We start from the raw sequence: 20,394 nt of genomic DNA on the forward strand, positions 1-20,394 counted from the left end.
TTTTCCCGCAGTGCGCCCGATGACCGCCAATCGCGTTTGCTATACTCTGCGCTCGCTCGCCGATGCCCTCGGCGCGCGGCGGTCCGCTCCCCGTAGTTCACGGGGTGGAATGAAAGCTCTGCGCGTTACCGGAAAAGGCTCTTTCCCCTTGCTGTAGCAAATTTGTAGCAGCGCTTCTCCCGCGCCGCGGACGGCGAGGGGCAAATTAAGGCGTTCCGAAACGGACCCCGCTAAGGCCAAAGCGCAAATTTGAGGTCGCGCTTTCGTTGGCTTCTTGATTCCACACGCTCAACGACAGGCAAATTCGCTGCCTGACGCCGATAGAGCTACACTCTGAGAAGCGTTCTTCCTGCGTAGCTGTTAGTTTCTGGCGATTGGCTGCCTCGATTGATCCGTGCAATTGCTCCGCATGTCATTAAACCGTCGCGGATGCTGAGGGTGGTGACGATTTCACTGTTGAATCTAAATCGCCCGATTGCCCCCACGAATTGCTACGTGAGGTGGCGAAGGACGGAATACAGGGATCGTCCAGCGTATGGAGAACTTGTCATGTCGCGATGCAGACGCCCGTCGTCGCGAACTGACCAATCGTGTATTTGATGCGGCCGATTGAATCCTAATGCGAATCGCCTCATCCACCATCAGCGCAGTATGGACTTTGGTTACGGTTGTTCGGCCGCTGCGAGCAATCTGAATTCGCACGGCGGGCGCGCTGTCAGATAGTTCATACAGTGCGAAATCTATCTTATCATTCACGTTATCCAAGCCGACAAAAACAAAGGGGACGCATGACAACAAAGAATCAAGCGACTGCGGAATTTGCCCATGACATCCAAACTGGCTTGGCGAGGCATAGCGTTCCGGAATTTGAGCAGCTGCCGATCATTGGCATGGCTGCCTCATTGGCGCTTCATATCCGGGGGCTAGGCGAGATCGACTATGTAGTGATGAAGCCGGTCGCTGACTATTATTTCGACATTCCAGCAATGGTTTTGCCGCAAGTCCTCTCCGTGATGGAGGAGGTTCGGCACGTCAATCTAGTGACCGAAGGGAAAACCATCAAGAAAGTCATTCCGATGGTTCCGCACTTCAAAACTGTGTATGAAGGTCTTGGCGATTATGTGGGGACGATTGCTCTAACGGAGCACGAGCAACTCTCGGTCGCCATCCTGAATGAGCTCTCCCAAAAGGCCGAAAAGCGTGATGCACTGTTTTCGCGACTCGGCGCGGATACGAGAGCATTCTCGCGTGCCGAATCGATTACTCAGGCTGGCGGACTTGTAGTACCAAAACGCGCCCGTGGGCACGACATCCTCGTGAGCCCTACCTACTTTGCCGATAACCTAGATGCACTGGCAAATCTCGCAGCGGCCGGTAGTGCGAAGAAGATAGAGAAAATTCTTGGCCTCATCAAAGCAACGCAAGGGTGGCCGCTTTCTGTCATTCTGAAAACTGGGGAAGTGCACGGGACGAAGCTTGATCCGACTGAACTGGCTTTGCTTCAGAGTCTCGTTGCTGACGGCATCCTTAAGCCACCCACTATCAAGAATGGCACAACGGGAGCGCTGGAGCACTTCATTTTCACACCGAAGCCCGGCAAGGTGAGACTAGATGGCGCCAACCGCATGATCTTTGAACGTTCCATGGCTTTGGCAGCTGCCGTGCGGAAGGGGCAACTCCTACCGAACGTTTATCCTATCAAGTATCCGACTGCACTTTTGAGGAAGTTGCGGGACGAGAAGCAGATTGGAGCAACTTCGGAAGCGGCTTTTCAATACCAAAATCTAGTATCTCTTTCTGTCGGTCGACTCGACAAGGTGTCAGGCAACCGATACAGGCTTTCTCTGATCGACACTCCCGAAAATATTCAGGCGGTCGACGGAGCTATTGCCCTCTTTTCGGGCAGTGCGGCATTCGAAGCAGGCTACTCGGATGACGCTCGGATCGCACTGCAGAAGGATGAGGCCTATATGCATTCAATTGTCGGTGCAGCGCAATTCCGGGCGATCAGACGCCCTGAGTTGGATGAGGCGGCGAAGGCCGAAGTAGAACAGCTGTTGTTGGACTTGCGATAATGAAAGACAGCGGACAAAAACAAAAAGCTATCCGATATTGCGTAGCAATGGGCGTTGTTCCATATCTTGAAGCCCTTGTGCGCTATGACGCTGATGTCTCCGACGTAGTTTCGGACATCACAGACGTGGACGTTCTTGGCATAAAGGCTTGTGACGCTAATCGATCGCAACGCATCATCTTTGACTGCAAGACGCTGGCGAAAGTAAGCGGTATTAGCAGAGCGCTTTGGGCAGCGGGATTGAAGCAGTTCGTCGATGCAGACGATGCTTTCGTGATCCTGAATAAAGCTGCGCCGGAAGGTCATCGTCTTGCGGCGGGAACATTAGGCGTCCGCCTTTTCTCCGAACCTCTCTTCGACCAATTCGCGGCATCTGCATCTAAAGACTACTTCGCAGACTCCTCCTACCTTGAAAGTATGGAGGCTTGGGAAAGAGTTTTCGAAGCGCGCAAGTCGAATCCGCGGTTGGAGGAGCTGGTCAATTATTTAATTTCCGACGCTGCCCTTGAAAATAACCCAGCAGCAGGATTTCGGAGTCTGCTTGCGAAGTTCAAGCGGGCGGGGGGCGAAATTGATCCATCGAAGCCTGTCCACCGTGCCATTTTTGGCATGATGCTAAGCCAAGCTCTTGTGTTCCTTAGCGAGATGGCATGTGCCCTTCACTATGTTTTCGATGCCAATGCGAACTCAGCGCAGTACGAAAAAATGCTGCGTTATTACATTTGGGGTGGCAAGGAAGGGTACGAACTGCGTCAGAGGCTTACGGCCTCGCTCAAGGCGGCAAAAGGCATGGATGATTTGCCAAGCTTTGATCTTCCGAACTGGGAGGAATTCAAAGAGTTGATGCGAGCCTATCTTGACGCTCCGTTCTCTCTCAGTGCCGCTTGCTTGCCGATGAAAGAGCTTGCTTTCAGAGAGATAGCTACCAATGCTGCGAAGCAAGATCTTGAACTGTCGCGGCGGCTCAAGGCAAACAATCGCATTCATCAGTTTTCTCTTGTACTAATCAATTATTTCGCCGGCTTGTCAATGATGACTAGGGAGTGCGGAATCCGTTTTGCGAAAACGATCCCTGAAGTCAGCGCGATAGCGCCATAAATTCGGACCGCCTCGCGCTCCGCTAAATCAGACGGAGCCTAAGGAGAGAAAATGGGGATGCTTGAGCACTCCGAGCTCTCGCCGAAGTGATACTCGAACGTGGGCTCGGCCCAGAAGAACCATTGCAGATGGCAGGATTTGGCGCGTGATGCTCATGTACAACCCGTCTTCTCAAGCATGTCTCGATAGGGGTTATCTTAAACTCACGCAGCTTCTCCGGTGCCATAGCCTGGCGAATTTAAGCGCTCCTCTACGTCGTAAGTAAAATCCATCTCCTGTTGAATAGGTTCTTCTTCGGGATGTTTGCTATTCCAGATCATTTCATCAATTTTCAGATGCACCGCGTCCCCGACCATTTGTTGCCGGCGGTCGGTGAGAGACCAAAGCATTTGCGAGCGAGTCGCATCCTCCATGTCAACCCACAGTACCATTTGTCGGCCATCACGATCCCTCTTGCGCAGCGCGTGGTTTGCGCGATAAGACAACCCTGTCCTGGGATCGACACGATATTCGGCGCGTGCTGCGTCGGCCAACTGAGCGGCGAATAGCTCGCGCGCGGTCTTTGGCTTTGGAAGTGTGGCTCCTTGGCGTATCGCCCAGTCGGCGATCTGCTCCATGTCAACAGCCTTTTCTCCGGTCTCTTGCTTGTACCGATGTATCAGCGCTAGCAACCGCTCATTCTTCGTCATGCCGTTCCTCAACTCACGCCCACCGGTGCAACGTCACCCCATCCATCTACAACCGCACTGGGCAAAACGCGATCGCGGATCTTTGCAAGATGAGGACGAAAGAGGTCATACCTGCCCGTTTTGAATTGAATCTGTCCCGCGACGAGGGCCGGGTGTACGCCGAGTACCTTTGCAAGACCTAGAAAGTCGCGCTCAGGAAAAATAGGTGCTTTCCGCTTGATAAAACTATCGATGCGTGCCTTGGGCGCGCAGAACTCTGAAGCCGCCGTATTAGCTAACTTCTCTTCTTCGTCAATGACATCCCCATTTAGATCGACATCAAGCGACGGTTCCGTCTTGCCGTGGCCCAACAAGACGTGTTCGAGCTCGTGCCGCAGCACGAACCAAAAGTTATCCATGCGATCAAACCGCATTGTCATTCCGATCACAGGTGACTGCTCGTCGAGCCAGAGACAAACTCCATCAATCTTCGACGACTTAAGCGCCTCTACCACGACAAATCGAATGCCGCATTCGTTGAGAAAACGAGGCACGTGTCGCGCCTCTTCCGGAGCGCTCAGCAAAGCCTGAAGCTTGGGCAGCATGGCACGCGCGGTGGCCTCGCGATACCTAGGCACCAGCAGCTCCTTGGCTATATGCCGGACACGATACAGCCAGGCTAGTTGCGCTGCTGACGCCTGTTCGCCTGCGGACGTTTTCTTAGCAGCGTGAGGCGTGCGCGCGATCTGACTTGGATTTTGGCCGTCAAAGAATGCGTACAGCGCCTGATCCACAGCATCCAAGTCGCGTATGTCGTCTGCCCTGATCCACTGCCGTTTGATTAACTCGGCCACAGGCAACTCAGCGAATACCTGAGCGCGTTCGGCACGCACTGGATTAGGAATTGTGACAATTCGTGCCTTAGCCAAATCAAGATTGCGCTGAAGCTCCAGAAACCGTTCTGCAGGTAAGCCGAAAACTTCTTCCAGCGAGATGGCGACCTCTGGTGTGACCGCCTTCTTACTAGAAATCAACTTGCTTACGCCGGTTTCCTCTACTTCAAGCACAGCGGCTAATACGCGATTGTTCCATCCGCGTTCAGTAAGCAACGCTTCTATGAGCTGGCCGGGAGTGCGAAACTGAGTGGATTCCATTTGTTTGCGATGATACCCAAACTTGCACCAAATCGCAAACTTTTACTCTGTCTCGGCTAATCGTAGGTCGATCCGCTCCGATGGGAGGACGATGCACTTTATACCGGGTGGCAGGGCGAAATGGCGAATAGGTTCGCACTGTTTCAGTCCGGCCGCTGATTTGCTTCTCATTCGCTGTACCGTTCCTTGCGCCGCGGGTGTGCAGTCGAGGTGGTCAGGGTGGAGCGTTGTGATATTCGCGTCAGTCCTGACTACGGACATCAAGAGGCCGCGCGGGTGAACGCTCGCCTGAATGGCCTCTGCTTGACGCAATCTGGCCCAGCAGGGTTAACGCGACTGTCCTCTCGACTTTCCCTTCAAAACGCTTTCACAAGATCGTGTACGGGCACACCTCGGGCGCAGGCGTGGTCGCTCCTAAAAATGGGCTTATCAGAGCTCCACTGAGGTAACCGAGCTCAAAGGCGCGGGACCTACCTGATTCACCGGGGCCGCTGCGCTCACAGCTACTTCAATGCAAAGGTCAGCGGTCGGCCAGGAGTGGTCACTGCTGAGCGACGGCTTTCCGATCGGTGAGTTCGCCGGTCCTGCGCTCGATCTGCTGCGGCGGAGAGCCAAACCGACGTCGCCTGATGTTGAAACCATGACTGGGCGTGATCCAGGCGCTCGCGCGGCCGCAGTTAGCGAAGGGCGTCGGCTACTTATAATTGCGCCCGAGCAATTCATTCATTTTCGAGAGAAGCGGGGAGCACACATGCGAACGAAAGCAGGCGTCGTGAACGTATTCGCGACGCCGTACGAAGATTGGTCCAAACGCGATACGACCACTGAGGAGGCATTGGATCTCGCCAGGAACAAGGGCTTGTCCTTGATTGAAGCTTTGCAGGTAAACGACAAGCTTATTGAAACCGTATCGACGCACACCGAAGCCGCCACCCGCATGCTACGCCTGCGAGTTGACAATGGCTTGGAGGGCCATATCGACCGGGCACTCGACGCAAGCGCCGAATATTGTTACCTGCTCGATTCGATGCCGCAGAATGTGCCTGAAGCCCTTAGTTCATACCAAGGTGAATTCTCGGATCACGACTGGGCAATGGCGGATGTGGCCATTAGAGCTCATGGCGTCGAGATAGTAGAGGGCCAGCTGTTGTTCCACGGCGGCCGCTGGGCCAGCGACACCCCCACTCTCATCACGTCGCGTCCGTTCTCCACGTCGTTTTGCCCGCAAGTGGCTTTGAGAAATGCTGAATGGAGGGGGAAGGCCTATGACGCTGGCCGGGTGGACCTTATGGTGGTTTGCGTGACGCAACCCAAGACCAAGGCCTACGTCTACAGCCGGGAAGGCGATCACGGAAACGAGAAGGAAGTGGTCTTCGCTAGCGGAGCACGGCTAACTCGTGTGCGCGAAAAATATATCTCCGACATTCTGGTATCGAAAGTTACTTCGGGCACTCAGACGAAAGAGAAGGTCGTGCCCGCTTACTTGGTTGAGGTCGCGATCAGTTGACAACTGGCCTGAACGCCGAAGGACGATCGAATTAGTAAGCAGGAACCCGAAATCAGGGTAGGTTAAAGTCTGCGTCGTGCTGAAGGCAGGCCAGCAGGGAGGCGTACATCAGCCTGGCCGGCCACCTTGCCCGCTCAGGCCGTTAATCCGGTTTATAGGGTCTAAAATAAGCCGGTCAACTCCGCGAACGCGCTCATGAAAACGCTTACCGCTGAAGGCACTGACGTCCGCGAAGTGCTGGTGCGCCCGATGTTTCAAAACGTTTATCAAATCGAATTCCGCCAAACTCGAGGAATTTTCACCGTAATCCTGGTTGGGTTCTCACAGGCATTGTGGCTAGCTGAGCGAATCCGGCCTGGCGCCGACGTCAGGCTTGTGCCAGCTTACGAATTCGCCGCGAACGGAGTGCCGTCAATACAAGCATGATCGTTGCTGCAAGGAACTGTGCGACCGCGGGGAGTCGTGTTCTGCACGGTGCCACAGTGAAAAAATCCGATGTTTTGTTTTTGATCGAGTCACTCAAGCGGCGGCTAAGCGATTCGTCTGAATGGACGAGCATGCAACTGCGCAATGAGGTTCTGTGGATCGCCGATCAAGCGGAGCGATGGTTGGAGCCAACTAAGGAGTTGCACTACGCTCTGTTGCTCGTGCGCTCCAAGGCGCTTGCAGGCAGGCCATTCGCAGCCTTGCAGCAGCTCGAGCAGACAATGATCGAACTCGATGCAGCGAGGGACGAATAGTCAAGGCGAGGTGGCTTGACGTATGCTGGACAGAGTCTCCACGGCTAGGAGGGCAAGATGTACTCAATGCCGCCGTTTTTCGTAGAAATAGGTCCAGAGCATATCCCCGGGGACGGATGGACTGCCGTTGCCCATTTTTCTCGCCGCAGCGATTATCTCCGGCACGACGACGTGCCCAAGGTCGCTCTACATACTCACATGGCAGAAGCAACCAGAGGTGCAGCTGAAAGAGCCGCGACGCAATGGGCGCATGCCTTCGTATGCTCAAGCAGCGAAGTGTTGGAATCTGCTCTGCGGCTTGCGGTTGAGCATCGCTAGCGCGCCGGTAGGAAGCGTATCGAGGCGCCTGGTTCAAACTGTCGTGCAAGAACGATTGCCTCGTACTCTGATGGCGCTAGTGCTCGGGTTACGCCTTCGGACCCAGGGAACTCTACCTGCCATGCGCCGTTCTGCGCGGGGCGAATAATCACGTCTCGATCGTCGGCGCCTTCGTCGGTAAGCATGGCGTGCTCTTCCGCGTTGTTAATGGACCCAGTATGGACGCTATCTCCGAGCGCCGGGGCGTCCAAAACGTCTGCAAAAGTGGCGTTGCCAAAGACGTCACGACAAGGCCGCGCGCATAAGGTGTTCCAAAATTCACAAACTACTAGCTCAGAAAAACTTACGCTCAGTAATTCCCCCAGTATTTTAAATAAACAGGTGTTTCATATGATTGTTCACAACACCGAGGGCCGATATCGGATACCCCGTTCTGATACGTGGTGTCTGACTGAGCACAGAGTCGATAGACTGGCGCGAACGCCCGCGGCAGAAATGTCGCGGGTTTTTTTCTGTGGATACGGGATTGAAAGGATGATTGAAGCTGTTTAGAAACTCCCGACCTCAGGCAGCGGCTTCCACTCTCGACCGCAGAATTGCCTTCTGCCGCAGGGCGATTGACGATGCAAGACGTGCTCGGGTCTACGCTTCAGGAGGCGACGTAGCAGAGTTGGAGCGAGACATCGATGCGTTGATAACGCGGATGGGCTCCTAGAGCGGCTGAAGGCAGTGACTGTGCGCTGAGCATGACAACATGGTGAGGTTGCGTGCGCCGTCACATCGAGTAAATCTTACCGGGGTGAATTGGCGACATGTCAAGGCGAACGAATTACCGTTTTTCGACCTCTCGAAAGAGAGGCTCGCTTAACTTCGATCGGCTGTCCATCGATACGGCGTCGCCTGCGCAAGCGTTTCGTAAGACGCGACCAGATATCCATGACGTTCTGATCATTCTGGGCTTCACAATAGTTGGCTTGGGAATGCCGGCCGGCTTCCTAATGTTTTGGTTGTTTAGAGCATGAGGCAGCGTGCGCGACGGAGGCACCGCACCGTGGTGTCGAAGCAATGGTGTCGCCCGTTCAAGCCGCTGCAGTGTCGCGAAAGGCCTGCCGGCAACGCCATGAAGCGCACGAGCAACAAGCCCTTTGAAAGTGAGAATTTGAATGAATGACAACGCTGCCGACAGTCGGCTTGAAGCAAATGGTCCATCAGGCAAATGCGCTGGCTGCCGCGTGTCCGCGCACGAGGCAATTGACTTAGCTTTTGCTTTTCAGCCGATCGTAGATATTAAAAGCGGTACAGCTTACGCGCATGAGGCACTAGTTCGCGGACCGAACGGCGAGTCAGCCGCATCGATCCTTGCACAGGTTGATGAGAATAATCGCTACCATTTCGATCAGCGCTGCCGCACGATCGCCATCGAGCAGGCTGCATCGCTCGAGCTCAGTGGCTATCTTTCAATCAATTTCATGCCCAACGCCGTCTATCGGCCAGAAGCATGTATCCGCAGCACATTTGAAGCCGCCGAGAAGTTTCAATTCGCGAGCGATCGAATCATCTTCGAGACCGTCGAAGGCGAAAACATCATCAGCCGCGCGCACTTGGTCGAAATCTTTCGCGCATATCGACGTTTTGGCTTCCAGACGGCTATCGACGATTTTGGCGCAGGCTATTCAGGGCTCACTCTACTCACAGAGTTCCAACCGGACCTAATCAAACTTGACATGGAACTCGTGCGGGGCATCGATACAGACAATGTACGCCAGAGTATAGTGCGAGGTGTGCTATCAATGTGCCGGGATCTGGGGATTCGCGTGATCGCTGAAGGTATCGAGACACGTGGCGAGCGAGACTTCTTCGCTGCTAACGGTGTTAGGCTCATGCAGGGTTACTTTTTCGCGAAGCCAGCATTTCGATCGATACCCGAGCCGACTGAAAGTTGGCTCGGGAAATAGGGTCTACGGGCGTGTTGAATCTCATGCGAGAGCCCGGGCTGACGATACAAGCGCTGCTCTTGATTGCCGCCACGTTTGAGGCACGTTTTCGATAGCCCCGTGTTTCAACGTTGCACCATCGCCCGCCTGATGCGGGCCTCCTGCAGACCTTCCCGGTCAGGGCTTGGTCACCTCGTCGCGACGCTCAGCGGCGTCTTTCAGTCCTTCTTCGGCATCTCCCGGTTGCTTGCGCACCTTGCCGCATGGATCTAGCCATCGACCATGCATGCTGCACGTTCGCACGGTCCGTTTTCGGGCTGGGCGGCTTAAATTTCTGCGGATGCCTGCGCTTCACTGCCGACGGAGCCGCGCGTTATAGAAATCACGGGCTTGCTGAAGGAAGCGATTGTGCGCGCGGTCGAATGGGAGTACGCGCCCTTGAACGATTGGCAGCAGCACATCGCCGCCGTGATTCTGGACGAGATCGCCGGTAGCTCCGGCGATGCTTTCACCTTACCCATGCCTGCCGATCCTCGGCTCTTACGTATCGCAACTGCGCTTGCCGATGCACCCGCTGACCAACGTTCGCTTGAAGACTGGGCCAACTGGGCCCATGCAGCGCCACGGACAGTCAGCCGCCTTTTTGTTGCGGAGACTGGGCTAACGTTCACCGCGTGGCGGCAGCGGGCAAGGCTAGTGCGTGCCCTTGAACTGCTGGCGGCAGGTGAGCCTGTTGCCAGTGTTGCGTATCAACTCGGGTATGACAATGTGAGCGCGTTTATCGCGTTGTTCAGGCGGACATTTGGCACGACGCTAGGCCGCTATTTCGGGGCTGAGCCTACAGCTCTCGGGTCCACGCTCGAGCGTCCGACCGCGCGGACCAAGGCAGCAAAAGCTGCAACACATCGCTACTTTGGTGTTCTAGACGCCACTCGCTTCACGCAACTCAATCTCCTTCGAATGGGATTCTGGAATAGCAGCCTGCGAGCGCAGCCTAATTGCGTCGCCTAAGACAAGCCCGACGCACCGACCGCGCTCTGATCTGGCCGTCGCGTTTGAGCACTACAAAAGCGCCGCCCGCACAAAGCCGTGAAATACCGCTAGCCTTGTGAGTTCAGGCGCGATCGGTGTGCTCAACCTGACAGTGCCGCGTGTACTGGGCTACATGGACAACTCCAGCTTTGAGTGCCGAGCGTCAATCACTGACGTGACCATATAGACCAAGAGTCGACTATGACGCATCGTTTGAAGAGTCCTCTGCCTTCCCCACTGATTGTTCTCTGCGATTACCGCGCACGATATGAGCGAGAGTAGCACACGCTATACGGTTGCTCGCATGCGGCCGATAACAACGTAAAGGGTGGAATATCAAACTCGTTTAATTTATAGGAGGGTCTCTGACCCATGACTCGAACTTTGGTACGCGTCTGATTCCTTCGCCACAGTTGTAGCGCTAATCTCTCTTCTCTCACTTACACAGGAACAGAGGGTTATCAGTGAAAGCGATGAAAAGATTCGGCAAAGTGGTGATCGTATTATCTTGCATCGGCGGTGCATGCTTTTCTTGCAGCGTGGTCGAAGCCGCCGACGTCACCGATGCCTCTACCGGCCGATCATATGCGGAGCACCTACGAGCAAAGAGCCGGCCAAAGCGGGTTTCCAAAGGCGCTGGGAAAGAACGCAAGCGTCATAACTTGAAGCCATTCGCGCATCAAAGCTGGTCAATTGATCCAAGGGATCGTGACGCCCAAGCGATTCGTCAAGATACTTTGCGGCACCGCGCTCGCTCGCGTGCTCGTGATAGCGATGTCGAGTTGATTTCAAACTGAGCATATAGAGAAAACAGGCTCGGTTCGGTGACCGCACGTTTTGTGCAATAAAGTCGCCTAAGGACGAGGCCGATTTACTTAGGCCTAGTCCTTAGGCGCGTCGGAAGCCAGGCTTAGGTAAGCGGCTTTCATTGCTTCAAGTTAAAGGTCGTCGCACTGACTGACAACTTTACCGTAACGAAATCGAAAGAAGATACGCAGAGATGGACCTCAAATCTGGCAAGACCCCCCTCCGTCGCCCGCGCTTCATTTTGGAATGTGCTTCGCAGGCCTATCCAGGCCGACACTATTTCGCGCGCTGGCGCCGTTTTCGTTTTCTCATTCGCACGGTGCTGTGCTACAAGACGACTATCTCTTGGCTAGACGCGTGCTTGACGTCAAGGCTTCCGGGTTTGACGTGTCAAGCGCCGCAATGCTTTGAACGGACTCACCGACCGTTTTTGCATAATGCATTTAGGCCAAATGAGATTGTCCGGGTAAGCTTGGAGCATCAGCGGTACGCGTACGAACTGCTTCCTTCGATAGCGTGCGAGATAGCTAAATCGGGGCGCGCTGTCATCGCGCGCTTTCGACTGGGTGATGAAAGCTGGCAAATAGTTTTAGAGGTGCTCGAACAATTCAAGAGGGAAGGGGATTGGACGCTTTCTATCAAAAACTCAGATGGTTCATCCGTGGTCTCATGTTCATTCTCAATCGCCGCTTTAGGAGGTCGAATTCTGCGACCCAGGATTCTGATAGGAAATGTACAGGGTCCAGGCAAGGGGCAAGATGGACTATGCCTATTTCGGTCGCTGACTCGCAAATGGCATGGGTGGCGACCGAAGTGGCTGGCTGTTCGGCTGATCCAGGTGATTGCTGTTGAAATCAACGCGCGGAGCGTATTGATGGTAACGAATGACACCCACGTCTACGCGAGCTGGCGCTATCCGTCATTTAAGCATCGTATTGCAGCAGACTACAAAGCTTTAGCGATCGAGTGTGGTGCAACGCAACAGTGGAGGGGGTGCCTGCTGTTAGCCAAGGCGAGAGCAGGGGGAAAAGGGCGATGCGATGATCTAGCCCTGAGCCGTCGCGACAGACGGACGAAATTATTAACGCATTTGACTCAGCAGATTCAATGTTCAATCAGATCAACCTGAAGAGAAGTCTAAATGTTGTTTTCGAAATCGACTCCAACTCAAGACACGATTTCTGCTACCTGTAAGCGCAGGGCAAAGCGCATTTATAGTTCTGGAAGCAAAAGCAGAACACCTTCGCCGTCGCAACTCGCGAGCGGCTATGTAATCGCAGTAAATGAATCTAGACCTCGGTTGTATTTGAAATGTCTTATCGAAATCTCCAGCGCGTATCTCGCAGGCCGTTAGTACGCACGGCCATCACACTCGCGACGGTGTCGATCTGCATTGCAGCGGCTATAGCGGCATCACTCAGCGACAATGCAGCTAGGCACCGTGCCGTTGAGTTTGTCGTTTCCATTGCCATAAATGACTTCCGGGACGCACGGAACGGCGCTGCGCATGTCTTCAGTTATGTACCAGATGAGACGGAGCAAACGTTGTCCTCGTCCATTAAAAAATGGTTGAATGACGGGGAGAAAGAAAGCCTGCAATTAGGGTACGCGGATCAAGAGACCATCTTCGCGACTTACTGGGCGGCGACGCAAATGAGAGAGACTTCCGCATGCTTCTCTGACATCGAACGCGAATCGTGTCACGCGGATCTGGGAAAATGGCTCACGCGCGTTCGAGCCGGCGATCCCAGGTTCATCGCAGCTTATGAGCAATCCTATGTCCGACTTGGCCTGCCTCAACTTGTTCGCGAGACGGATTGATGCAACGTTCGCATGCCAGATACCTCAAGGCGGATCCGCATAGAGAGAGTACTGTTCAAACAAGACGCGCGATCTTGTCACTGCCCCTTCGATGGTTTGACGCACGACGAACACACCGAGGGATTACGAGTTGCCGCGATTCCAGTGAGATAATCGACTTGACGATGGACTCGATTCGATCGAACCTCAACGTTTTCATGCCGCCGCTCGCACACGAGCCCTTTTAGACATTGAGTCCAAATAGTCTGCTACGGCCTCGTACGAAGCAAAGCGCTTCGATCCTTCCGTATAAGTTGCGATCGGGAAAGTTTCGGCGCTTACCTGGTTACGAATCGTACCTTCCGACATCGCAAGCAGCGTTGCCAGCTGGTTCATCGTGAGGCGAACGCCGTATTTCTCCAGTATGAAGGCACGGGTTAGAAGGGTCATCGTTTTGTTTGTGTTGTGTGGGAGGAATTAAACCTTGATGAATCGATTGTCATCATCGAGCGTGTAGATCGTGTATGGATCTATACCGTCCTCTCCAACGTACCCGATCTTCATGAGGTAACGCCTTTCTACGAAATCCCAATACCAGATGCTGATCTGACCACTCGTGCCAGCGCTTGCTTTGCCCCGAACGCCGGTGATTGCGGTACCGTGATCTTCTGCAACAGCGACCCCGCCAGTTCCAGCGATAGCTGTCCCGCAGCGACCTGCGGCGGATGTACCGAGAAAACCGGTGGTTGCTATTCCGCGAGCGCCAACCGATGCGATGCCACGATGCCCTGCGACGGCGGTTCCGTTATCCCCTGCGAAGGCTGCGCCCAGTGCGCCCACGACAGCGGACTCGCCATCGCCAACGGTGCGACGCTCGCCAATCACAGGGAAGGCGCGAGCACGAGGCTCGTGCTCAACGAGATAATTAGCAGCCTTGTAACGCGTGCCAATGAAAAGCACCTTGCCGCTCGGAAACTTGCAGACACCGTCGAAACTGATAATGTCACTCGTATTTGCTTCGACGACGAGCCACTTCGCGGTCGGTTCCATAAGTGCGCTGAGGGCAGGATCGCCATGACCGTAAAGCCAACCGCGAAGACCACCGAAGCGAAGCGTGGGTTCCCAGATTGGAGCCTCTGCGACTTCACCGGTATGCGGCCATGTGAAATCATATTCGGTCGACATGTCAGCACGACATACGCAAAGCATGAGTGATTTGTCGGGAAGAATCGGACTGGGTGGATCATCCTTAAATGGAAAGCCGAGGAGGGGAACGGCTTCCGAGGAAGCCAATAAAGTAAATGTCGTTTCAATCATATGTACCTCTCTTAGTACAACTAGGTTCTTTCGCGTCGGTAGCATCGACGGGTGCTATCTTTTACTCAACGAGGGATTTGCTTTGGCCCTTGCGACCTCGGTACGCGAGCCTACGGCAAACTTGATTTAAGGAGCGAAGGCGATCCGCTAATTCAGCCATCTCGCAAATAGCGTACAAAGCTCCGCGTAGGCAAGCAGGTTGTCTCGTCTGAAGATATTAGGAGACGCTAAACTAGTTGTCAATAGGTCTGACTAACTTTCTTGGCGAGGTGGAGCGGAAGTGGCAGTGGCAGCGGAAATGATGGGAGATTGGAACATCGACCTTTGGATGGATTAGCTGCGCTCAAAGGAAATTATCGTTCCAGAGTGCACGGCCAATGAGCTTCGGGCGGTCATCGGGTGGAAGGATCTTGTCCGGATGGGCGGTTTTGTCCGGGTTGTCGCTGCGCATGATCCAGGTCTGCGCTCCGATGCCGGAGTGGTAGTCCCATATCAACCGCTTGAGTACCAATCCTCCGCCGGGCGTGCAAATCGCAAAGACCTTCCCGTCCTTTGGTGTTGTGTCAGCTGTATTGATCAGAACTGTGCATCCGTCCCGCAAAGTGGGCCACATGCTGCACCCGACGGCGCTAATTATCCTCGCGGTCGCTTCGGTAACTCCGAGAGCCCGCAGCGTCGAGCGCCTGAACGAAATATTGCCGTTCACGACAACGTTTTCATTCAGACGCCCGTCGCTACAGGCGGCTGCTACTTCGAGCTTCGGGACGAGAGCGAATTCGTCCTGTCCTGGATGATCGAAAACTGGGTGCTCTGCAACGGAACTCGCCGACATCGTATCGTCGGGCTGGATCTGCATGAGTCCCTTCCCGGTGGCCAGCCACTCTTGGGAGACTCTCAGCGCTCGAGCTGCGGCAAGCAAATTTTCGCCCCGAAGGAATTTGGATTTGCCGCTAAGCCAACCGTGGACACTCGGTGGCCGAACGCCGCACGCGCGTGCGAGTTCAGCCTGATTGATACCAGCGGCCTTCATCGCGAGATGTAATCTTTCGGAGAGCATTAGCTAATCCTAACATTTCGTTTGAAAGGAGATGCTATTGACTTGTCGGTTAGCAAGTCCTAATATGACTGCGTTCTGAATCGGTTTGAACCCATGAGTCCTTCTCTACTGATCGATGCATTAGGCGGCACGACAGCTGTCGCACGATTATTGGGCATAACGCCGCCTTCTGTTCACGCATGGCGCAAAGGCGGCATCCCCGATGACAAGCTGATCCGCCTCGCGCCGTTTGCAGAAAAGCGCGGGATTTGCCAACGCCGCGATCTGCGGCCTGCTGACTGGCACTTGATTTGGCCAGAGCTTGCTGCAAAGCAAGGCGGGTACATCGATGCACGGCCTCATAACCGGAGGTGAAAGCAAGCCCCAGCGATCAAACTGAGTCAAGAAGTCGCGATTGCGCGTCCCAGTTCGGCACAGAGCAGGCATCTTGAACCTCAGCCATATTCACGTCTTCTCCACTGCACGAGCGGCGCAGAGAAGGTGAGTCCTTGCGATTTGAGGATGTCATCGAACGCGTCGGTCAGGGTTTTTGGTAACACCTGTAAGCCGTCACGTTTTTAGGAGTCAGCTCCGCCCTTGTATGGCCAGCTTGTTGAGATCGTACTAACCCACTGCAGGACAAAATATGAAGTCTCCGAAGATAAAAATTGAAACGATAAGGCCGGGCGGAGAGCTCGTCCCAACGCGAGGACGCGTTGCAATCGACGGCAAGGAAATACCTGGTGTGCGCCGTGTCACGACAGTGGTCTCTGTCGATGAACCACCATTGGTAAGGCTCGACTTGTGTCTTGGTCACGAGGTGACGATTGAGGATGGAGCTATCCACGTAAGTGATGTGGTGATGTCGCCGAGCTTGGAGCGGGCCCTCTGGGAGCACCTCCGACAGAAGTATGGTCGCAAGACCGACGTCGCTACGATCGGATCAAATCCCAACTGAAGAACATGAACCATCGCGCTCACTGCGGCATTGATGTGCTCGTCTGTCCCCATCGATGAGAGTCTTCGAGCACTCGACGCGTGACGGTGGTTATTTGGGTCGATGAAGCAGATGGCGACAGAGGTGAACTGTCGTGCGCACTAAACGGAGAAGCAAAGATGCTTACAGAGCGGCACCAGCAAATGCTTAAGAACGCGACCGACGAAACACTCGCGGAGATTGTCGAGCAGTTGAAGATGGAATGTCCTGAGGCCTTTCATGTCGAGACCGGCGAGAACGAGACACTCTCACAGCGGCGCTTTGCCTACGAACCAGTGATGCCATTACCAATGGCATCCTTCAACGTTGCGCGGAGCGAGGGCGCAGCGGCTGTGCCACTCGCTCCTCAGGAAACCTTGCGGCAGGAGACGGACCAGTAGCAGGCAAAGCGCAATCGCCTAGTGCATTCGGTTGCGTTAGCAGAACTAATAGAGGTACTGCGCGCCAGACGGTGTAATGGCAGCAGAACCCCCTTGCGCTCAAGATTCAATTGAGACGCGGAATTGATGGACATGAACTATGGCAAAGAACTCAATTGACGCTTACGGTGCATCGGGAAAGACAAACCTGCTTTTCTTCGATCCTGAGAAGCTGGTGTTGGTGACTGACACGAATTCGCCGCTTTATGACCCGCGCGTCGATCTTCCGGTGAACGAGGATCTTGCTCGGAACATCGACTTTCAAGGTGTTCTGCAGCCGATCTCGGTAGTGAAGAATACCGAGACCGGAGAAACCGAGGTCGCAGTCGGCCGGCAACGGACCAAGGCGGCACGGTTGGTCAACGAATGGCGGCGCGCACGCGGCGAGACGCCTATTCAAGTCGCGGCGCAGGTGTATCGAGGCGACAGACGTACGACGCTGACTGCGATCATCGGCGAAAACGAATTACGTGAGTCCGACACTCCGCTCGGCCGCGCTGAAAAGATGAGGCGAGTAATGGCGCTCGGCTACAGCGAGGCCGAAGTTGGCACGATCTTCGGATGTGGGATCAGCACCGTTCGGGCCACGATCGCGCTGCTCGAATGCTGCGCCGACGTTCGCAAGGCTGTTGAGAGCTTGAGTATTAATGTCACGCACGCGCGCCAACTTTCGAAGCTTTCGCCGGAGGATCAGCGAGAGAAGGTCCAGGAACTAATTGCAGCGGGGCAGCATGTCGTGGGTCATGCCCGCGCTCGCGCGCAGCGTGCAGTAATCGGCACTGCGAAGGCAAAGCTGCGCAGCCGCAAGGAGATCACGCGCGAGCTCGAAATGTCGTCCGGAGATCGTGCGGCAGCACTGCGCTGGGTGCTAGGCATGGAGCACGATGGTGAGGGGGGCGCATGACGGCCACGACTTTCTCGTTCATAGTTTCTGGAGAACTACGCGCTCCTGCCCTATTGGCAAAGTTCCCCTCCACGAGTAAGCCGCTGCTCAAGTCGATCGGTCATCGTGACTCACGCACACGCTCGCCAGCACTTCCTGCGGGCTCTCTACTGATACTCCTTTCTGACGGCCTCATGTCGAGCTGCTCGCATAAGGCTGGCGGCAGCGCTTCGGCACGATGCGGACAGGCCGGCATCGGTTTTCGCGTGGCGGTAATCGCCTTCAACCAAAGATTATTGTCAGCAGGGTGCTGGCTGGCGCGGTTCCACGTTGCGGTCTATTTCATCGCGCGTGGACAACGTCTTCAAGTCATAAGTTGCTTGCAGATTCAACCAGAGCTCGGGGGTCGTGTCGAAGTACCGTGCCAAGCGATACGCGGTGTCTGCCGTGATGCGACGACGCTCGCGCACGATGCTCTTGATGAGTCCGGTGGGGACGTGCAACGCGCTGGCAAGGGCGTTTGCATCCATGGCGAGTGGCACGAGGAAATCCTCGCGAAGGAATTCTCCTGGGTGAATGGGGCGCATTCGATTGTTAATCATGCTACTGCCTCGTTGTATCGACGAAAGGCGATGCGCTCAGCGCGCTTGCTCCGCGCTCAACTTGTGATTGCCGCTTATAGACACAGGCGTTTTCGCTCAGCTAGATTTAAGCTCCATGCGAGGCTGCAGACCAGCCCGCGCAGCCAATTTGACGAGCAAGCCGAGACTGACCTGGTTGATCTTTCCGCGCTTGATGTCAGAAACACGCGCCGGCGTCGTGCCAAATACTTCTGTGGCTGCGGCTTGCGTCATCTTCTGGTTGTGCAACCAGGTCGTAAGCCCCTGAAGCAAGATTGCGCCCATTTCGAGCTCTGCCGCTTCGCTTCCGGAGAACAGGTCGTAGAAAACGCTTTTTCCGCGAACAGTCACGTACTTTGTAAGTTGCGAAGCGCTTCTGGGTGCAGTGCCGCCACACGCAGCAAGGTTTGGGCAGCGCCCGTCGGCTTGCGTCTGCCTTGCTCCCACTCCTGCAACGTGCGGAGTGAGACGCCAATCAGCTTGGCGAATTCACTTTGTGACAAACCGCTCTTATCGCGCGCGACAGATGCTGTGGACGGCTCCACGTGCGTGACGCGGGCTGCACGGCCTTGCTTCATTTCGCGAACCGCCTGCAGCAACTCGCCACCTAGATTCCGCTTTGCTTCTTTCGCTGCAAGTTCTTTTTTAGTGAGAGGCATCGATCATCTCCTTGAGCAGCTTGAGCTCGTGAGCTGGAATATTCTCTGCAACGTTTTTGCCATAGATCGTCAACAGCCAAATTACGCCGTCTGCAAACACGTTGTAATAAACCACCCTTACTCCACCACGTTTGCCTACGCCTTTGCGGCCCCAACGGACCTTTCGGCATCCCCCGGACTTTGGAATAACATCGCCCGCTTCCGCGTTCGACGCCAACCATGCGCAAAACGCGCCACGCTCGTCTTCCGTCCAATAATCAGATACATACGCTTTAAAAACGTGTGTTTCGGCGACAGTGTACATAGCGCGGATTATACGTCATTGACGTATCAGTTGCAACATCCTCAAACCTTGACTGCAGCGCGCGGCGCTGCCTATACTCGAAGCATCGCTGAGACAACAGCGGTCGGGATTGGCGTCTCGAATCACGATCGGCGGACGTCCGCCTTCCGGCGGATTTTTTACGTCCGTTTGCCTGTGCGCGCCTTCAATGGGCGGGCCATGGCAGGGGAGCCTTTGGGCTCGCCGGGATCCGTCGTGTCCGGTACGCCAACTCTGTCTCGTGCCCGCCCACCCCAATTGGCGTTGGGGCGTGGGTCTAGTACCTACACGACGGAGGCCGCCATGCGTGCCAACACCCTCGCTCGTCCTGAGCAAACACAATCCCTTCCTTTTCAATCCCACCGCCTCGACATTATCGACCGCTACGGTCAGCGTTGGCTAAGGGCGCAGCAGATTGCTGACGCCCTTGGTTACAAAAATCGTCGCCGAGGGCTCAACGACCTATTGAAGCGCAACGGTTCCGGATTCAGCGACGACGTGACCCGTGTTGTGACGCTGCCAGCAGGAGGTGGCGTTGAGCAAGTTCGCATTTTTTCTCTACGCGGCGCCCACTTACTCAGCACGCTTGCCCGCACCTCGAAGGCTGCAGCATTTCGATGTTGGATAGCGGAGTTGCTCGAACGCGAAGCGACGGGCTGGATCGCGCTTAGGCAAGACGAGGCACAACACTTAGGCGCGCTCTTGATCCACCTCAAAATCGCACAAGCTGCCTGGCGAAAAGCAATGCCCGCGCTACAAGCGCTTGAGTCGCCGCTCACGCGGCATCAAGACGCGTTCGCACACGTCTCCTTCTATGCGTCCACCATCTCCGCGATTCTTGCGAGACACGCTGCATCGGGCGCGGGCGCGGGCACGTCTGAACGTCAACCGTGGAATAGGGCTTCCCGCAAAACTTCGGAGGCACGCTCATGAGCGGCTGCGTTTTCAGACTGGCCGAGCGCCACTACCTTGATAGCCTCGCAGTCACAACTTATCAGCATTCAGCTGT

22 protein-coding genes and 1 pseudogene are annotated in these 20,394 nt (G+C 55.1%); 14 read left to right on the plus strand and 9 right to left on the minus strand.

Annotated features, from left to right (window positions below; all coding sequences use genetic code 11):
- The first annotated feature begins 788 nt into the window (after nucleotides 1-788).
- Both QCE83_RS03775 and QCE83_RS03780 read left to right on the plus strand, forming a co-directional pair.
- Complete coding sequence (locus tag QCE83_RS03775; RefSeq protein ID WP_309807703.1) at nucleotides 789-2,075, plus strand: hypothetical protein; 1,287 nt, start codon at nucleotides 789-791, stop codon at nucleotides 2,073-2,075.
- Nucleotides 2,075-3,172 (plus strand): hypothetical protein, encoded by a 1,098-nt coding sequence (locus QCE83_RS03780; protein ID WP_309807706.1) that lies wholly within the window; start codon nucleotides 2,075-2,077, stop codon nucleotides 3,170-3,172. Before QCE83_RS03775 ends, QCE83_RS03780 begins: the two co-directional genes overlap by 1 nt.
- Nucleotides 3,173-3,375: 203 nt before the next feature.
- Here the strand turns inward: QCE83_RS03780 and QCE83_RS03785 are convergent, their stop codons facing one another.
- The gene (locus QCE83_RS03785) at nucleotides 3,376-3,861 is read right to left on the minus strand and encodes a hypothetical protein (protein ID WP_309807707.1); all 486 of its coding nucleotides are present in this window, start codon (nucleotides 3,859-3,861) and stop codon (nucleotides 3,376-3,378) included.
- An 8-nt stretch (nucleotides 3,862-3,869) separates the two neighbouring features.
- Nucleotides 3,870-4,994, minus strand: coding sequence for an ImmA/IrrE family metallo-endopeptidase (locus QCE83_RS03790; protein WP_309807708.1), 1,125 nt, complete (start codon nucleotides 4,992-4,994; stop codon nucleotides 3,870-3,872).
- A gap of 751 nt (nucleotides 4,995-5,745) precedes the next feature.
- On the opposite strand from QCE83_RS03790, the gene QCE83_RS03795 reads away from it, so the two are divergent.
- From QCE83_RS03795 to QCE83_RS03825, 8 genes are all read left to right on the plus strand, one after another.
- A complete protein-coding gene (locus QCE83_RS03795) occupies nucleotides 5,746-6,501 on the plus strand; it encodes a hypothetical protein (RefSeq protein WP_309807709.1) in 756 nt (251 codons plus the stop codon).
- Between the two features lie 195 nt (nucleotides 6,502-6,696).
- Complete coding sequence (locus QCE83_RS03800) at nucleotides 6,697-6,927, plus strand: hypothetical protein (RefSeq protein WP_309807710.1); 231 nt, start codon at nucleotides 6,697-6,699, stop codon at nucleotides 6,925-6,927.
- A 56-nt stretch (nucleotides 6,928-6,983) separates the two neighbouring features.
- Complete coding sequence (locus QCE83_RS03805) at nucleotides 6,984-7,241, plus strand: hypothetical protein (protein ID WP_309807712.1); 258 nt, start codon at nucleotides 6,984-6,986, stop codon at nucleotides 7,239-7,241.
- A 1,481-nt stretch (nucleotides 7,242-8,722) separates the two neighbouring features.
- Nucleotides 8,723-9,514, plus strand: coding sequence for an EAL domain-containing protein (locus QCE83_RS03810; protein ID WP_309807713.1), 792 nt, complete (start codon nucleotides 8,723-8,725; stop codon nucleotides 9,512-9,514).
- A gap of 369 nt (nucleotides 9,515-9,883) precedes the next feature.
- The gene (locus tag QCE83_RS03815; protein ID WP_309807714.1) at nucleotides 9,884-10,504 is read left to right on the plus strand and encodes an AraC family transcriptional regulator; all 621 of its coding nucleotides are present in this window, start codon (nucleotides 9,884-9,886) and stop codon (nucleotides 10,502-10,504) included.
- A gap of 485 nt (nucleotides 10,505-10,989) precedes the next feature.
- Nucleotides 10,990-11,322 carry a hypothetical protein gene (locus QCE83_RS03820; protein ID WP_309807716.1) on the plus strand — a complete coding sequence of 111 codons (333 nt, stop codon included), beginning with the start codon at nucleotides 10,990-10,992 and terminating at the stop codon, nucleotides 11,320-11,322.
- Nucleotides 11,323-11,525: 203 nt separating this feature from the next.
- On the plus strand, nucleotides 11,526-12,461 hold the full coding sequence (locus QCE83_RS35085) for a DUF535 family protein (protein WP_404984115.1): 936 nt from the start codon (nucleotides 11,526-11,528) through the stop codon (nucleotides 12,459-12,461).
- A gap of 416 nt (nucleotides 12,462-12,877) precedes the next feature.
- Nucleotides 12,878-13,153, plus strand: coding sequence for a hypothetical protein (locus QCE83_RS03825; RefSeq protein WP_309807717.1), 276 nt, complete (start codon nucleotides 12,878-12,880; stop codon nucleotides 13,151-13,153).
- Nucleotides 13,154-13,609: 456 nt separating this feature from the next.
- On the opposite strand, the gene QCE83_RS03830 is transcribed toward QCE83_RS03825, so the two are convergent.
- From QCE83_RS03830 to QCE83_RS35090, 3 genes and pseudogenes are all read right to left on the minus strand, one after another.
- Complete coding sequence (locus QCE83_RS03830; protein ID WP_309807718.1) at nucleotides 13,610-14,449, minus strand: hypothetical protein; 840 nt, start codon at nucleotides 14,447-14,449, stop codon at nucleotides 13,610-13,612.
- 343 nt (nucleotides 14,450-14,792) lie between these two features.
- Complete coding sequence (locus QCE83_RS03835) at nucleotides 14,793-15,305, minus strand: S24/S26 family peptidase (RefSeq protein WP_309807719.1); 513 nt, start codon at nucleotides 15,303-15,305, stop codon at nucleotides 14,793-14,795.
- 33 nt (nucleotides 15,306-15,338) lie between these two features.
- Nucleotides 15,339-15,506, minus strand: a pseudogene (locus tag QCE83_RS35090) (helix-turn-helix domain-containing protein); the annotation flags it as partial.
- A gap of 93 nt (nucleotides 15,507-15,599) precedes the next feature.
- On the opposite strand from QCE83_RS35090, the gene QCE83_RS03840 reads away from it, so the two are divergent.
- The 3 genes from QCE83_RS03840 to QCE83_RS03850 all read left to right on the plus strand — a co-directional run bounded on the left by QCE83_RS03840 (nucleotide 15,600) and on the right by QCE83_RS03850 (nucleotide 17,805).
- On the plus strand, nucleotides 15,600-15,860 hold the full coding sequence (locus tag QCE83_RS03840; RefSeq protein WP_309807720.1) for a carph-isopro domain-containing protein: 261 nt from the start codon (nucleotides 15,600-15,602) through the stop codon (nucleotides 15,858-15,860).
- Between the two features lie 663 nt (nucleotides 15,861-16,523).
- Entirely contained in the window at nucleotides 16,524-16,862 is a 339-nt protein-coding gene (locus tag QCE83_RS03845) for a hypothetical protein (RefSeq protein WP_309807721.1), read from the plus strand.
- 139 nt (nucleotides 16,863-17,001) lie between these two features.
- Complete coding sequence (locus QCE83_RS03850) at nucleotides 17,002-17,805, plus strand: ParB/RepB/Spo0J family partition protein (RefSeq protein ID WP_309807722.1); 804 nt, start codon at nucleotides 17,002-17,004, stop codon at nucleotides 17,803-17,805.
- Between the two features lie 278 nt (nucleotides 17,806-18,083).
- Here the strand turns inward: QCE83_RS03850 and QCE83_RS03855 are convergent, their stop codons facing one another.
- The 4 genes from QCE83_RS03855 to QCE83_RS03870 all read right to left on the minus strand — a co-directional run bounded on the left by QCE83_RS03855 (nucleotide 18,084) and on the right by QCE83_RS03870 (nucleotide 19,367).
- The gene (locus QCE83_RS03855) at nucleotides 18,084-18,386 is read right to left on the minus strand and encodes a HigA family addiction module antitoxin (protein WP_309807723.1); all 303 of its coding nucleotides are present in this window, start codon (nucleotides 18,384-18,386) and stop codon (nucleotides 18,084-18,086) included.
- Between the two features lie 96 nt (nucleotides 18,387-18,482).
- A complete protein-coding gene (locus QCE83_RS03860) occupies nucleotides 18,483-18,755 on the minus strand; it encodes an XRE family transcriptional regulator (protein ID WP_309807724.1) in 273 nt (90 codons plus the stop codon).
- Nucleotides 18,752-19,063, minus strand: a complete 312-nt coding sequence (locus QCE83_RS03865; protein WP_309807725.1) for a helix-turn-helix domain-containing protein — start codon at nucleotides 19,061-19,063, stop codon at nucleotides 18,752-18,754. Before QCE83_RS03865 ends, QCE83_RS03860 begins: the two co-directional genes overlap by 4 nt.
- Nucleotides 19,050-19,367 (minus strand): transcriptional regulator, encoded by a 318-nt coding sequence (locus QCE83_RS03870; protein WP_309807726.1) that lies wholly within the window; start codon nucleotides 19,365-19,367, stop codon nucleotides 19,050-19,052. The genes QCE83_RS03865 and QCE83_RS03870 overlap by 14 nt, the downstream gene beginning before the upstream one ends.
- A gap of 321 nt (nucleotides 19,368-19,688) precedes the next feature.
- Between QCE83_RS03870 and QCE83_RS03875 the strand changes: the two genes are divergently transcribed.
- Nucleotides 19,689-20,318 (plus strand): BRO family protein, encoded by a 630-nt coding sequence (locus QCE83_RS03875; RefSeq protein WP_309807727.1) that lies wholly within the window; start codon nucleotides 19,689-19,691, stop codon nucleotides 20,316-20,318.
- The last annotated feature ends 76 nt before the right edge of the window (nucleotides 20,319-20,394 follow it).

This window comes from Caballeronia sp. LZ034LL, from assembly GCF_031451215.1.
Classification (GTDB): domain Bacteria; phylum Pseudomonadota; class Gammaproteobacteria; order Burkholderiales; family Burkholderiaceae; genus Caballeronia.